This window comes from Pseudacidovorax intermedius (genome assembly GCF_003350475.1).
Taxonomy (GTDB): Bacteria; Pseudomonadota; Gammaproteobacteria; order Burkholderiales; family Burkholderiaceae_C; genus Xenophilus; species Xenophilus intermedius.
Genome location: NZ_QQAV01000001.1, coordinates 1,215,718 through 1,229,309, shown reverse-complemented (window position 1 = coordinate 1,229,309; position 13,592 = coordinate 1,215,718). Strand labels below are relative to the sequence as shown.

Here is a 13,592-nt window from a genome sequence, read left to right as displayed (position 1 = left end):
GCGTCAGGCCGCCGGCAGGTGCTGGCGGCGCACCGCCACCAGCGGCCGGGCGCGAGTTTCACCCGAATCCTCGAACCACGTCGTCAGAGAAGGAGTCGACCTTGGAATCCGGAGTGCTCTTGGTCACCGGCGCGAGCCGCGGCATCGGTGCCGCCGTCGCGCTCGAAGCAGGTCGCCGCGGCTGGGCGGTGGCGGTCAACTACGCCAGCCAGTCGCTGGCGGCCGACGAGGTGGTGCGCCGCATCCGCGAAGCGGGCGGCCGCGCCATGGCCGTGCGGGCCGACGTGGGCGACGAGGCCCAGATCGACGCCATGTTCCGCCAGGTCGACGCCAAGTTCGGCCGCCTGACGGGCCTGGTCAACAACGCCGGCGTGGTGGACGTGCAGACCCGCGTCGACGAGATGCAGGGGGCGCGGCTGGAACGGATGTTCCGCATCAATGTGACCGGCAGCTTCCTGTGCGCGCGCGAGGCGGTTCGGCGGATGAGCACGCGCCATGGCGGCAGCGGGGGCGCCATCGTCAACCTGAGCAGCGCCGCGGCCCGCCTGGGCTCGCCTGGTCTGTACGTGGACTACGCCGCCAGCAAGGCCGCCATCGACACCATGACGCTGGGCCTGGCGCGCGAGGTGGCGGCCGAAGGCATCCGCGTCAATGCCGTTCGGCCGGGGCTGATCGACACCGACATCCATGCCTCTGGCGGCCTGCCCGACCGGGCCTTCCAGCTCGCCGGCACCGTGCCGATGCAGCGCGTGGGCACGGCCGAGGAGATCGCGGCCGCCGTGCTGTGGCTGCTCTCGCCCGAGGCCAGCTACACCACCGGCGCGCTGCTGGACGTGACGGGCGGGCGCTGAGCGATGACCGGCATGGGCCACTCGATGGACCTGATCAAGCCGCTGATCACGCTGATGGCCATCGTGAATCCGCTGGCGATCGTGCCCTTCTTCATCCACTACACGCAGGGCTACAGCGACCGCATGCGCCAGCGCACCGCCCGCGTGGCGGCCTTCAGCGCCTTCGTGGTGATCGCGGTGAGCGCGCTGATCGGGCTGCAGCTGCTGTCCTTCTTCGGCATCTCCATCGCCAGCTTCCAGGTGGGTGGCGGCATGCTGCTGCTGATGAGCGCACTGAACATGCTCAACGCGCAGCCGGCCGAGGCCAAGACCAGCCAGGAGGAGATCCGCGCGACCGAGGTGAAGGCGTCGCTGGGCGCCTCCATCGCCGTGGTTCCGCTGACCATCCCGCTGCTGACCGGCCCGGCCACCATGTCGACCATGGTGATCTATGCCGAGAAGGTGCAGCACTGGTGGCAGATGCTGGTGCTGGTGGGCTACGGCGCCGTGATCGCCCTGGCCACGCTGCTGGCGCTGCTGATGGCCGAGCCCATCGCACGCGTGCTGGGCAAAACGGGCATCAACGTGATGACGCGGTTGATGGGCCTGATCCTGGCGGCGCTGGCCGTGGAGGTGATGGCCGACGGGCTGGGCAAGCTGTTTCCGGTGCTGGCCCGCGCCATGCCCTGATCAGCGGCGGCTGTTGACCCAGCGGACCATGTCCGCGATCACTTCGTCGCTGGCGGAAGCCAGGGCCTTGGCGCCGCCGGCCGCATCTGCCGTGGCGGCCGGACGCTGAACCACGAAGACGCGCTGGCCCAGCACCCGCTCGCCGGTGGGCGACAGCGACAGCAGCGTGGCGCGCACGCGCACCAGTCCGCTGCTCAACGTGGGCGAGGCGAAGTAATGGCTGAACTCGTCGAGCGAGATGCGCAGCACCTCGCTGCTGCGGCCTTCGCGCGCCAGGTTGCCGGCTTCGAGCGTGCCGAGCACAGTGCGCTGCTCGGCGAGGGCATCACGCAGCCGTTGGCGGAAGAGCTGCAGCGGCGGCTGCGTCCAGCGCGCCGTGGCGTAGGGCCGCAGCGCCTGCGCTTCCTCGTAGCCCAGCCGATAGTTGAGAGCCGTGCCTTCCAGGCGCGAAGCGGACGTGTCCAGGTCGGCCAGCGTGATCGGTGGCAGCGCGGCCGTGGCTGCGGATGCCGTTACGGCGGGAGCCAACGGGCCGGGGCCGAAGTCGTAGCTGATGCTGCGGTGGGGTTTGTCGGGCAGCGCGCTGCAGGCGGCCAAGGCCAGCGCCGCGGCAGCGAGCAGTGCCTGGCAGGCGACGCTCGCACGACGTGCGATCCCGCCGCCAGGGCCTTGTGGCTCGGAAGCGGAGCTGCGGCGTGGCGCGACAGGCACCTCGAACAGGGAACGAGGGTGAATCAGGCGGGACATGGAAACGCTCCTTCGCATCAGCGGCCGGCCGCCGCAGGCACCGGCGCCACGAAGCCGGGCTCGCCTGGGCCGGGCGCCGGCACGCCCGTGCCATAGATCAGCGATTGCGGACTGTCGGCAATGGTGTCGGCTACGCGGCCGAGGCGGCGAGCCGCCAGCGAGGTGTCGTCGGCCGCGCGATTCAGGCGCGGCAACGTGGTGGCATTGACCGACTCCAGCGTCTGCTGCAGCGCGGCCGTGCCGCTGCCCAGTCGGGCCAGCGCGCCGTCCTCGGCATTGAGGCGCTGCAGCGTGGCGTTGAGCGACTGCGCCGCCTGGCCGAAGTTCTGCGCGGTGCCGCGCACCGTCTGCGCCAGCGGCGGAATGGCGGCCAGGGCCGGGTCCACCCGCGTGCGCAAGGTCTGGTCGAGCGTGCGGGTGAGGTCGTTGGCATGGGCCGTGACCTGCGCGATGTTCTCCAGCGCCTGGGCGATGCGCTGCTGGTTCTGGTCGCTCAGCAGGGCGTTGGCGCGGCGCGTGGCCTCTTCCACCTGGTTCAGGATCGCCTCGCCGCGGCCCTGCAGCTGCGAGAACATGGACGGGCGCAGCGGGATCTGCGGCGGGTCGTCGTTGTTGGGCAGCAGCGGCTCCTGCGACTCGCCCTTGTCGTCCAGCGCCACGAAGGCCAGGCCGGTCACGCCCTGGTAGCTCAGGCTGGCGAAGGTGGACTTGGTGAGCGGCACCCGCTCATCGATGGCCAGCCTCACCCGCACGTTGCCGCGCTTCTCGGGGTCGAAGTCGATGCTGGCCACCTTGCCGACCATGATGCCGCGGTAGCGCACCGCCGCCTGCGGCTGCAGGCCGCTCACAGGGTCGCGGGTGCTCAGCTCATAGGTGTTGCGCACCGTGCTGTCGCGGGTGAACCAGAGCACCAACGCCACCAGCAGGGCCAGCATGCCGAAGACGAAGGCGCCAGCGGCCAGGGCATGGGACTTGTTTTCCATGGTGTTCCTCTTCCCGTTCAGGATGGCAGGGCGAGCGCGGCGCGGTGGCCGCGTCCGCCCAGGAAGTACTCGCGGATGAAGGGATGGTCCACCGCCATCACCTCGCGCGCGCTGCCCAGTGCGATCACGCGCTGGTCGGCCAGCACGGCGATGCGGGTGGACAGGTCGAACAGCGTGTCCAGGTCATGGGTGACCATCACCACCGTCAGGCCCAGTTCGCGGTGCAGGCCGCGCAGCAGCTCGCAGAAGCTGTCCGAGGCCGCCGGGTCCAGCCCGGCGGTGGGCTCGTCGAGCAGCAGCAGGGGCGGGTCCATGATGAGCGCCCGCGCCAGGGCCACGCGCTTGATCATGCCGCCCGAGAGGTTGGCCGGCATCTTGTGCGCATGCTCGGGGCCCAGGCCCACCATCTGGAGCTTGACCAGCGCCGCATCGCGGATCAGCTCGTCGGGCAGCAGCTTGAGTTCGCGCAGCGGAAAGGCGATGTTCTCCAGCACGCTGAAGGCCGAGAACAGCGCGCCGTGCTGGAACAGCATGCCCACGGCTGCAGCGCCGCGCGCACTCAGCTCGGCAGGCGGGGCGCCCAGCACGCGCACCGTGCCACGCGTGAGCGCCTGCAGACCCAGGATCTGCCGCAGCAGAACCGTCTTGCCGGTACCCGAGCCGCCCACCAGCGAGAGGATCTCGCCGCGCCGGATGTCCAGATCCAGGTCGCGGTGCACCACCTGCACCTGGCCGCGCCCGCGTGGGAATTCGGTCCACAGGCCGCGGATCTCGACCATGGTGCCGCGCTCATGCAGGCGGTGGATCATCGGAAGCCCACCCCGCGGAACAGCAGGGCGAAGAGCGCGTCGACCAGGATGACCATGGTGATCGCCGCCACCACCGAGGCGGTGGTGCGCCGGCCCAGGCTCTCGGTGTTGGGCTCCACCCGCAGGCCGTGGTGGCAGGCGATGAGGGCGATCATCACGCCGAACACCGCCGACTTGGCCAGCGCGATGTAAAGGTTGACGAAGGGCACCGCCCGCGGCAGCTGCTGCATGAAAAACACGGGCGCGATGTCCAGCGCCGACCAAGCCGCGAACATGCCGCCCGCCAGTGCCGAGAGCGAGGTCCACAGCGCCACCAGCGGCATCACCACGGCCAGGGCCAGCACCCGCGGCATGACCAGGCGGTAGCCGGGCGGGATGCCCATAACGCGCATGGCGTCCAGCTCCTCGGTCACGCGCATGACGCCGATCTGCGCCGTGATGGCCGAGCCGGAGCGGCCCGCCACCAGCACCGCCGCCAGCACCGGCCCCAGCTCGCGCAGGATCGACAGGCCCAGGATGTTCACCACGAAGGATTCCGCGCCGTAGTTGCGCAGCTGGTTCGACATCAGGTAGGCCAGCACCACGCCGATCAGCAGGCCGACGAGCGCGGTGATCGGCAGGGCCGTGGCGCCAATGCGGTAAAGATGGCCCGAGAAGTCGCGCCAGGGTCCGCGCTGCGGTGCGCGTGCCAGCCGCAGCAGGTCCAGCGCCAGCTGACCGACCAGCAACAGGGTCTGGCGGCCCAGGCGCAGCAGCGCCGGGCCCTGCGCCAGCAGCCGCGCCGGCCAGGTGGCCCAGCCCTGCGCGGCGGGCGGCGGCAGCGGCACCGTGTACTGCGCGACCTGGTCGAGCACGGCCTTCTGCGAATCGCTGAGCTGGAGCTGCGCCGGCCACTGGCGGCCCCAGTGGTTCCACAGCAGCTGGGCGCCGACATGGTCGAGCTGCTCGATGCCGCGCAGATCCCAGCCGCCACCCGTGCCGGCTGCCTCGTCAAGGCAACGCTCCAGCGCCAGCCACTGCTCGCGCGAGGAAAAGGCCAGCACTGTCCACCGCCCCGTAGGCGCCCACGGCCCATGCTCCTCGGCCTGGGCGCGGTCCACGCGCGGCCATGCGTCGTCGCTCGGAAGCTGGATGTGGGAGGAAAGCATTCGTTGGCGGTGTGCCCGACCGTGGACCGGCCGGCGGCGGGCAACCGGTGAATGCTACCCGCTGACCCGCCACTGACGCTTGACCGCACGGGGCGCGATCGGCAGTGGGGCCACTCCCACAAACACTGGCGGCGCGAGGGCCGGGCAGCTCGCCCCTGTCTACCGGCGCGGCCGGTCAGACCGGGGATTCAGCAGGCACTGCGTGCACCGAGAAGCCCTCCGCAAAGACCTCCCGCAGCCAGGCGACGAAAGCCGCGACGGCCCGCGGCACATGCGGGGCGTAAGGGCGGATGGCGAACAGCTGCTCCGCGAAGGCGCCCACCGGCTGCCAGGCCGGCAGCACCTCCACCAACTGGCCGCTGCGCAGTCCGGCCTGTGCGCTGAAGTCGGGCAGCAGCGCAATACCGAGACCTGCGGCAGCGGCGTCGCGCAAGGCCTCGCTGTTGTTGGCCGCGAAAGGCCCGGCCACCGGCACGGTGATCCGCTCGGTGTCCGCCTGCGCCGGTCGGGGCAGGAAATGCCAGGCGGGCTGGTCCTGGCGCGGGTAGTACAGACAGTCATGGCTGCCCAGGTCCGCCGGCACCGCCGGCTCCCCGCGCTGGCGCAGGTAGGCGCGGCTGGCCACCAGCAGGCTGCGGGTCTGGCACAGGGGCCAGGCCACGTGCGTGTCGGGCGGCGCGGCGCTGTGGCGGATGGCGAGGTCGAAGCCTTCCATGGCCAGGGCGCTCAGGCGGTCGGAGAGCTCCAGTTCGATGCGCACCTCGGGATGGGCGCGCAGGAAGTCGGCCAGCCGCGGCACCAGTTGCTGCCGGGCCAGCGCGACCGGCGCCGTAACCCGCAGACGGCCACGCGGCACGCCCGCCAAGTCGCGCACGCCGGCAAAGCTCTGGGCGATGGCGTCGAAGGCGGTGCGCGTTTCCTCCACCAGCCGCTGGCCGGCCTCGGTCAGGCGCACGCTGCGGGTGGTGCGCTGCACCAGCGGCACGCCAGCCTTGCGCTCCAGCTCGGCGATGCGCTGGCTCATGCCGGCCTTGCTCACGCCCAGGCGGCGGGCCGCGGCGGTGTAGCTGCCCTGCTCGGCCAGCACGGTCAGCCAGTGCACATGGGCCCAGAGGCCTTCGATCTTGGAATGATCCATCGCGCCATTGTTCGTCAGATTGAACAATCAGTTCAACCGTGGCGGCTAGGCGGCCGAGGGGGGCAGTCCTAGACTGCCAGCCATCCCACCCCTTCCACCGACGAAATTTCCGATGAAGAACAGCATTGCCGCCATCGACCACTACATCCACGGCCAGGTCGTGGCCAACGCCTCGGGCCGCACGCAAGACGTGTTCAACCCCGCCACGGGCGCCCTAACCGGCCGCACCGGCCTGGCGGACGTGGACCAGGTGAACGCCGCCGTGGCCGCCGCGCAGGCCGCCTTTCCGAAGTGGGCCGACACGCCGCCGATCCGCCGCGCGCGGGTGATGTTCAAGTTCCTGGAACTGCTGAACCAGCACCGCGACGAACTGGCCCACCTGATCACCGCCGAGCACGGCAAGGTGTTCACCGACGCGCAGGGCGAGGTCACGCGCGGCATCGACATCGTGGAATTCGCCTGCGGCATTCCGCAGCTGCTCAAGGGCGACTTCACCGAGCAGGTCTCCACCGGCATCGACAACTGGACCCTGCGCCAGCCCCTGGGCGTGGTGGCGGGCATCACGCCCTTCAACTTCCCGGTGATGGTGCCGATGTGGATGTTCCCGGTGGCCATCGCCGCGGGCAACACCTTCGTGCTCAAGCCCAGCCCGACCGACCCGAGCCCCTCGCTGCGCATCGCCGAGCTGCTGAAGGAAGCAGGCCTGCCCGACGGCGTGTTCAACGTGGTGCAGGGCGACAAAGTGGCCGTGGACGCGCTGCTGACGCACCCCGACGTCAAGGCCGTGAGCTTCGTCGGCTCCACGCCCATCGCCAACTACATCTACGAGACCGGTGCCCGCCACGGCAAGCGCGTGCAGGCCCTGGGCGGCGCCAAGAACCACATGGTGGTGATGCCCGACGCCGACATCGACCAGGCCGTGGACGCGCTGATCGGCGCCGGCTACGGCTCGGCTGGCGAGCGCTGCATGGCCATCAGCGTGGCGGTGCTGGTGGGCGACGTGGCCGACAAGCTGATCCCCAAGCTGGTCGAGCGCACGAGGACGCTCAAGGTGCTGGACGGCGAGAACCTCGACGCCGAGATGGGCCCCATCGTCACCAAGGCGGCGCACGAGCGCATCCGCGGCTACATCGACCTGGGCGAGCAGGAAGGCGCGAAGCTGCTGGTGGACGGCCGCGGCTTCGACGGCAAGCAGGCCGGCGAAGGCTGCGAAGGCGGCTTCTGGCTGGGCGGCACGCTCTTCGACCATGTCACGCCCGAGATGCGGATCTACAAGGAAGAGATCTTCGGCCCGGTGCTGGGCTGCGTGCGCGTGAAGGACCTGGCCGAGGCCGTCGACCTGATCAACGCCCACGAATTCGGCAACGGCGTGGCCTGCTTCACCCGCGACGGCAACGTGGCGCGCGAATTCGGCCGCCGCATCCAGGTGGGCATGGTCGGCATCAACGTGCCGATCCCGGTTCCCATGGCCTGGCAGGGCTTCGGCGGCTGGAAGCGCTCGCTCTTCGGCGACATGCATGCCTACGGCGAGGAAGGCGTGCGCTTCTACACCAAGCAGAAGTCGATCATGCAGCGCTGGCCGGAGAGCATCGGCAAGGGCGCCGAGTTTGTGATGCCCACGGCCAAGTAAGGCCCGCGGGAGGCGGTGCTACCATGGTGTTACCCGATTGAGATCGATTGGAGAACGCGATGGGCACCACCTCCTTGAAGCTGCCTGAGGACCTCAAGCAGACGATCCAGCAGTTTGCCGAGCAGGACCGGGTCTCGGCACATGCCTTCATGCTGCGGACCCTGCAGGACGAAGTCCGGCGGCGCCAGCAGCGCGCCGAGTTTGTGGCGGATGCGATGGCGGCGGCTGCGGAGATCGACGCCGGCGGACCGGTGTATGACGCCGAGGATGTTTTCGACTGGCTGCACGCCCGGATTCGTGCTCGCGGCACGGACGAAGTGGTTCCGGAGCCGGTGCCCGTTCGGGGTCGAGGCTCGAAGCCAAAGAAAAAGGCTGCATGAGTCGGCTCACGCTGAGCCCTCGGGCGCGCCAGGATTTGCAGCGGCTGGTGGACTTCCTGTTGTCGAACGATCCCGACGCCGCGGCCGACACCGTCACCGTGATCCGTCAGGCGTTGAGCGTTCTCACCCACCAGCCGCGCATCGGCCGACCGGTGCAGGGCCGGTTGCGCGAACTGGTCATACAGCGTGGCAATACGGGCTACATAGCGCTCTACCGCGTCAGCATCGATCTGGCGGAAGTCGAAGTCCTCGCCATCCGCCATCAACGCGAATCCGGCTACCACCCGGGCGATCTGTAGCGCCCCACTCACCCCCTTTTCGCCCCCCGCACAAGGCCCGCCAGAGGCCAAGGAGACAACCGTGAGCGACACCACCTTCGACTACATCGTCATCGGCGCCGGCACCGCTGGCGCGCTGATGGCCAACCGCCTGAGCGCCGACCGCGGCAAGCGCGTGCTGCTGCTGGAGGCCGGACGCAAGGACGACTACCACTGGATCCACATCCCGGTCGGCTACCTCTACTGCATCGGCAACCCCCGCACCGACTGGCTCTACCAGACCGAGCCCGACGCCGGCCTCAACGGCCGCGTGCTGCGCTACCCGCGCGGAAAGACGCTGGGTGGCTGCTCCAGCATCAACGGCATGATCTACATGCGCGGCCAGGCCCGCGACTACGACGGCTGGGCGCAGATCACCGGCGACGACGCCTGGCGCTGGGACAGCGTTCTGCCCGCCTTCAAGCGCCACGAGGACCACTACCTGGGCGACGCCGGCCAGCCCGGCGCGGATGACCCCGAATTCGCCCGCTTCCACGGCCACGGCGGCGAATGGCGGGTGGAGAAGCAGCGGCTGCGCTGGGACATCCTCGACGCCTTCGCGCAGGCCGCGCAGGAAGCCGGGATTCCGCACTCCACCGACTTCAACCGCGGCAGCAACGAAGGCGTGGGCTACTTCCAGGTCAACCAGAAGGCCGGCTGGCGCTGGAACACGGCCAAGGCCTTCCTGCGGCCGACCTGCTTCGGGCGGCCCAACTTCGAGCTGTGGACCGGCGCCCAGGTGGCCCGCCTTCTGATCGAGCCCACGCCCGAGGGCGGCCGGCGCTGCACCGGCGCACGGGTGTGGAATGGCCGCGAGATGGTGGAGGTGCGCGCCACGCGCGAGGTGATCCTGTGCGCCGGCGCCATCGGCTCGCCGCAGATCCTGCTGCTGTCGGGCATCGGCCCGGCCGAGCTGCTGCACGCGCAGGGCATCGAGGTGCAGGCGGACCTGCCCGGCGTGGGCGCCAACCTGCAGGACCACCTGCAGATCCGCGCCGTGTTCAAGATCGACGGCGCGCCGACGCTGAACGTGCTGGCCTCCAGCCTCGTGGGCAAGGCGCGCATCGGCCTGGAATACGTGCTGCGCCGCAGCGGCCCCATGAGCATGGCGCCCTCTCAGCTGGGTGCCTTCACCCGCAGCACGCCCGACCGGCCCTGGCCCAACATCCAGTACCACGTGCAGCCGCTGTCGCTGGACGCCTTCGGCGATCCGCTGCACAGCTTCCCGGCCTTCACGGCCAGCGTGTGCAACCTCAACCCGACCAGCCGCGGCACGGTGCGGCTGAAGACGCCGCGCTTCGAGGATGCGCCGGCCATCGCGCCCAACTACCTCTCCACCGACGAGGACCGCCAGGTGGCGGCCGACTCGCTGCGCGTGACGCGCCGCATCGCCGCACAGCCGGCGCTGGCCCGCTACCAGCCGCAGGAATGGAAGCCGGGCCCGCAGTACGAGAGCGACGAGGACCTGGCCCGCCTGGCGGGCGACATCGCGACGACCATCTTCCACCCGGTGGGCACCGCGCGCATGGGCGCGGACGGCGACATGCAGGCCGTGCTGGATTCACGGCTGCGCGTGCGCGACGGCCGGGGCGGCCTCATTGCTGGGTTGCGCGTGGTGGATGCGAGCGCGATGCCCACCATCACCAGCGGCAACACCAACAGCCCGACGCTGATGATTGCCGAGAAGGCCGCGGGCTGGGTGCGGGAAGCGGCGCAGGGCTGAACGCGGCACCCGGCTCAGGCCGCCCGCGCCGCGGCCTCGCCCGCAAGATGCCCGCGGGTGAAGGCCTCCTCGAAGATCGAGTAGCCGGACCAGTCCGCATGCGCGAAGTGCAGCCGGCCGGCTTGCACTTCGCCGCCGGGCGCAGTCCGCGCCAGCCGCGCCCGCAGGCCCGGCGCGGGCACCGCCATGGCATGCCCGTAGCGCGTGATCGCCAACCGCGTCGCACGCTCCGCCAGGTCGGGATGGGGCACCGACAGCTCGGCGAGCATTTCGTCGCGCCAGGCCTCCCATGGGCGCTCGGCCAGCAGGCGGCGGCCATCGCCGCCGTCGAATTCACTCGGCCCTAAAGGGCGGTACCAGCTCAGCACCGTGGGCGCGGGCGTCGGGTCCAGCCGCTGATGTCCCGCATCCACGTAGCCCAGGCCGCGTGTGCCGTATACCACGTTGTCCCAGCTGGGCGCCGCGCCCGGCCGGTCCCGCAGCGGTGACGACAGGTGCAGGTTGGCCACCAGCCAGGGCGAATAGGTCAGGCCGGCCGCGAGCTCCGACAGGAAGGCCGACGGCGACACCACCACGCGCGCCGCGACGAAGACCGGCAGCGCGACGATGCACTGCGTGGCCTGCCAGCGCACGCGCTGCTGGGCCGCCGCGTCCCAGGCATCGACCGCCACGCCGCTGCGCGTCTGCTCGATGCGCAGCACCACCTGCCTGGTCTGCAGGCGCCCTGCCAGCGGCGCGGCCAGGCGGCGGGTGAGCCAAGCATTGCCCTCGGGCCAGGTCAGCACGGCCTCGCGCTCGGCATCGAGACCATCGCCCGGCGCATGGAAGCCGTGGCGGCTGGCGAAGTAGTGCAGCCCCGCCCAGGCCGAAACCTGCGCCAGACCCGCGCCGTAGTCATCGCGGCAGCAGTAGCCGAGGTACCAGCGCAGTTGCGGGTCATCCAAGCCCTCGGCCTCGAGCCAGGCGCCGAAGCTCAGCCGGTCCAGATCGACCAGCGGCGCCGAAGGGGCGGCCCGCAACGTGGGGATGGCGAAATGCGCCGCGCGGCGCAGCGCCTCGACCTTCTGCGCGAAGCGGCGGTATTGCGCGAGCGTGTCCGCGCCTACCCCGGTCAACGGCAGCAGCCCGTCCTGCCACTCGCCCTGGAAGAAGAGCCGCTCCTGCGGGCTGTGGCACAGGTACCGCTCGTCGTAGACCCACCGGCCGGCCTCGCGGCGGCGCAGGCCCAGTTCTTCCAGCAGGTCCTGCACCTCGCGCGCATCGTCGCCGGGCACCGGCAGGTAGTGCGCGCCCAGAGGACACGCCAGGCCGCCGAGCTGGCCGCCACGGGCATTGCCGCCGGCTTCGTCCTCCAGCTCGAGCAGGGCGAAGTCATCGATGCGGGCCTGCCGCAGCGCGCGTGCCGCCGCCAGCCCGGCGACGCCGCCGCCCGCGATCAGCACGCGGGTGCGCCGCTCCTTTGCCACGGGCTGCGACGCCCAACGGCCCTCACGCAGCGCATGGCCGCGCGCCATGTCGATGCCGGCGAAGCCGCCTTCCAGCGCAGGCGACGCGCGGCCGCAGCCCGCCAGCCACGCCGGCAGCCCGACCGTCGTCGCGCCTGCCGCGGCGACACCGACGAAGCGACGGCGTCCGCCGTTCAATGGCCGCTGACCTTGCCCCATTCCTGCTCATAGGTATGCACCAGCACCTGGTTCGACAGCCGGTTGACCTCGGCCGGCACGCGCGCCATGTCGCGCGGAAAGTCGAACAGCAGCGGCAGCGTTTCCGGCGACAGGAAGCGCAGGCCCTCGGGCAGCGCCGTCGGCATGCGCCAGGGTCGGCGACTGGCGATCACATAGCCCCATTCGCCGAAGCTGGGCACGTGCGCGTGGTACGGCGTGGCCGTGAGGCCGGCGGCCTCGATGGTCTGGACCACCGTCCAGAAGCTGCGCCGCGCCACCAGCGGCGAGGTGGTCTGCACCACCGCATAGCCGCTGGCCGACAGGCGCTGGCCCAGCAACGCATAGAAGCTCTGCGTGTAGAGCTTGCCGATGGCGAAGTTGGTGGGGTCGGGGAAGTCCACCACGATCACGTCGTAGAAGCCATCGTCGCCCGCCGGGGGCAGCTGCTGCAGCCACTGGAAGGCATCGGTATTGACGATGCGCAGCTTCGGTGAACGCAACGAATGGCCGTTGAGCACCGCCAACTGTGCGTGGTCGCGGAAGAGCGCGGTCATGTTCGGATCGAGCTCCACCAGCGTGACCTGTTCGACCGAGGGGTACTTGAGGATCTCGCGCACCGCCATGCCGTCGCCGCCACCCAGCACCGCCACCCGGCGCGGCGCGCCCTGGGCCGCCATGGCCGGATGCACCAGCGCCTCGTGGTAGCGGTATTCGTCGCGCTCGGCGAACTGCAGGTTGCCGTTGAGGAAGAGCCGGTGGCCCGCATTGCCGCGCGTGACCGCGATGCGCTGGTAGGGCGAACTGGCGGCGAAGACGATGCGCTCCTGGTAGAGCTTGTCTTCCGCCAGGCTGCTGATGCGCTCCGCCCCCACGAAGGCGCCCGCCAGCGCGGCCAGCGTCAGCACGCAGGCCATCGCATGCGCGCCGAAGCGCCGCAGCTCGTGCCGGAACAGCCACAGCGCCCACAGCCCCACGGCCCCGTTCATCAGTCCGAACAGCAGCCCCGTGCGCACCATGCCCAGCTGCGGCACCAGCACCAGCGGAAAGGCCACGGACACGGCCAGCGCACCGAGGTAATCGAAGGTGAGCACCTGCGAGACCAGGTCCTTCAGCTGGATGTCGCGCCGCAGGATGCGCATGACCAGCGGGATCTCCAGCCCCACCAGCGTGCCCACCACCAACACGCCGCCGTACAGCAGCAGGCGGAAGGCGCCCGGCACATAGGCATTGGCCAGGAAGAGCATCGCCGGCAGGCAGCCGCCGACCAGCGCCACCAGCAACTCGATGCGCAGGAAGTGCGCGGGCAGCTGCCGCTCGAAGTAGCGAGACAGCCAGGAGCCCACGCCCATCGCGAACAGGTAGGCGCCGATCACGGTGGAGAACTGCAGCACCGAGTCGCCCAGCACGTAGGAGCTGAGCGCCGCCGCGCTGAGCTCGTACACCAGCCCACAGGCGGCCACGACGAAGACGCTGGCCAGCAGCGACACCGCCACCGGCGACGGCGCGCGCGCCTCCGCCATCACGGCCGGCTTC

General features: G+C 70.6%; 13 protein-coding genes. 6 read left to right on the top strand and 7 right to left on the bottom strand.

The window, feature by feature from the left end; all coding sequences use genetic code 11:
* Positions 1–101: 101 nt before the first annotated feature.
* Together DFR41_RS05410 and DFR41_RS05405 are read left to right on the top strand one after the other, a co-directional pair.
* Entirely contained in the window at positions 102–851 is a 750-nt protein-coding gene (locus DFR41_RS05410; protein ID WP_244917654.1) for an SDR family oxidoreductase, read from the top strand.
* 12 nt (positions 852–863) lie between these two features.
* Positions 864–1,520 carry a MarC family protein gene (locus tag DFR41_RS05405; protein ID WP_425326680.1) on the top strand — a complete coding sequence of 219 codons (657 nt, stop codon included), beginning with the start codon at positions 864–866 and terminating at the stop codon, positions 1,518–1,520.
* Here the strand turns inward: DFR41_RS05405 and DFR41_RS05400 are convergent, their stop codons facing one another.
* The 5 genes from DFR41_RS05400 to DFR41_RS05380 form a co-directional block, all read right to left on the bottom strand.
* Positions 1,521–2,267: an ABC-type transport auxiliary lipoprotein family protein gene (locus DFR41_RS05400; RefSeq protein WP_114801959.1), complete on the bottom strand. Its 747-nt coding sequence runs from the start codon at positions 2,265–2,267 to the stop codon at positions 1,521–1,523.
* 17 nt (positions 2,268–2,284) lie between these two features.
* On the bottom strand, positions 2,285–3,250 hold the full coding sequence (locus DFR41_RS05395) for an MlaD family protein (RefSeq protein WP_017759690.1): 966 nt from the start codon (positions 3,248–3,250) through the stop codon (positions 2,285–2,287).
* A 17-nt stretch (positions 3,251–3,267) separates the two neighbouring features.
* A complete protein-coding gene (locus DFR41_RS05390; RefSeq protein ID WP_017759689.1) occupies positions 3,268–4,059 on the bottom strand; it encodes an ABC transporter ATP-binding protein in 792 nt (263 codons plus the stop codon).
* A complete protein-coding gene (locus DFR41_RS05385) occupies positions 4,056–5,207 on the bottom strand; it encodes an MlaE family ABC transporter permease (protein WP_114801958.1) in 1,152 nt (383 codons plus the stop codon). Before DFR41_RS05385 ends, DFR41_RS05390 begins: the two co-directional genes overlap by 4 nt.
* A gap of 175 nt (positions 5,208–5,382) precedes the next feature.
* Complete coding sequence (locus tag DFR41_RS05380; protein ID WP_043112561.1) at positions 5,383–6,345, bottom strand: LysR family transcriptional regulator; 963 nt, start codon at positions 6,343–6,345, stop codon at positions 5,383–5,385.
* Between the two features lie 112 nt (positions 6,346–6,457).
* Between DFR41_RS05380 and DFR41_RS05375 the strand changes: the two genes are divergently transcribed.
* From DFR41_RS05375 to DFR41_RS05360, 4 genes are all read left to right on the top strand, one after another.
* Positions 6,458–7,975, top strand: coding sequence for a CoA-acylating methylmalonate-semialdehyde dehydrogenase (locus tag DFR41_RS05375; RefSeq protein ID WP_114801957.1), 1,518 nt, complete (start codon positions 6,458–6,460; stop codon positions 7,973–7,975).
* A gap of 59 nt (positions 7,976–8,034) precedes the next feature.
* The gene (locus DFR41_RS05370) at positions 8,035–8,355 is read left to right on the top strand and encodes a hypothetical protein (protein ID WP_147284319.1); all 321 of its coding nucleotides are present in this window, start codon (positions 8,035–8,037) and stop codon (positions 8,353–8,355) included.
* Positions 8,352–8,654, top strand: coding sequence for a type II toxin-antitoxin system RelE/ParE family toxin (locus DFR41_RS05365; protein ID WP_017758966.1), 303 nt, complete (start codon positions 8,352–8,354; stop codon positions 8,652–8,654). Before DFR41_RS05370 ends, DFR41_RS05365 begins: the two co-directional genes overlap by 4 nt.
* Before the next feature lie 61 nt (positions 8,655–8,715).
* On the top strand, positions 8,716–10,395 hold the full coding sequence (locus tag DFR41_RS05360) for a GMC family oxidoreductase (RefSeq protein ID WP_114801956.1): 1,680 nt from the start codon (positions 8,716–8,718) through the stop codon (positions 10,393–10,395).
* A gap of 14 nt (positions 10,396–10,409) precedes the next feature.
* Here the strand turns inward: DFR41_RS05360 and DFR41_RS05355 are convergent, their stop codons facing one another.
* Positions 10,410–12,059, bottom strand: a complete 1,650-nt coding sequence (locus DFR41_RS05355; RefSeq protein ID WP_114801955.1) for an FAD-dependent oxidoreductase — start codon at positions 12,057–12,059, stop codon at positions 10,410–10,412.
* On the bottom strand, positions 12,035–13,579 hold the full coding sequence (locus DFR41_RS05350; protein WP_114801954.1) for a polyamine aminopropyltransferase: 1,545 nt from the start codon (positions 13,577–13,579) through the stop codon (positions 12,035–12,037). The genes DFR41_RS05355 and DFR41_RS05350 overlap by 25 nt, the downstream gene beginning before the upstream one ends.
* Positions 13,580–13,592: the final 13 nt, after the last annotated feature.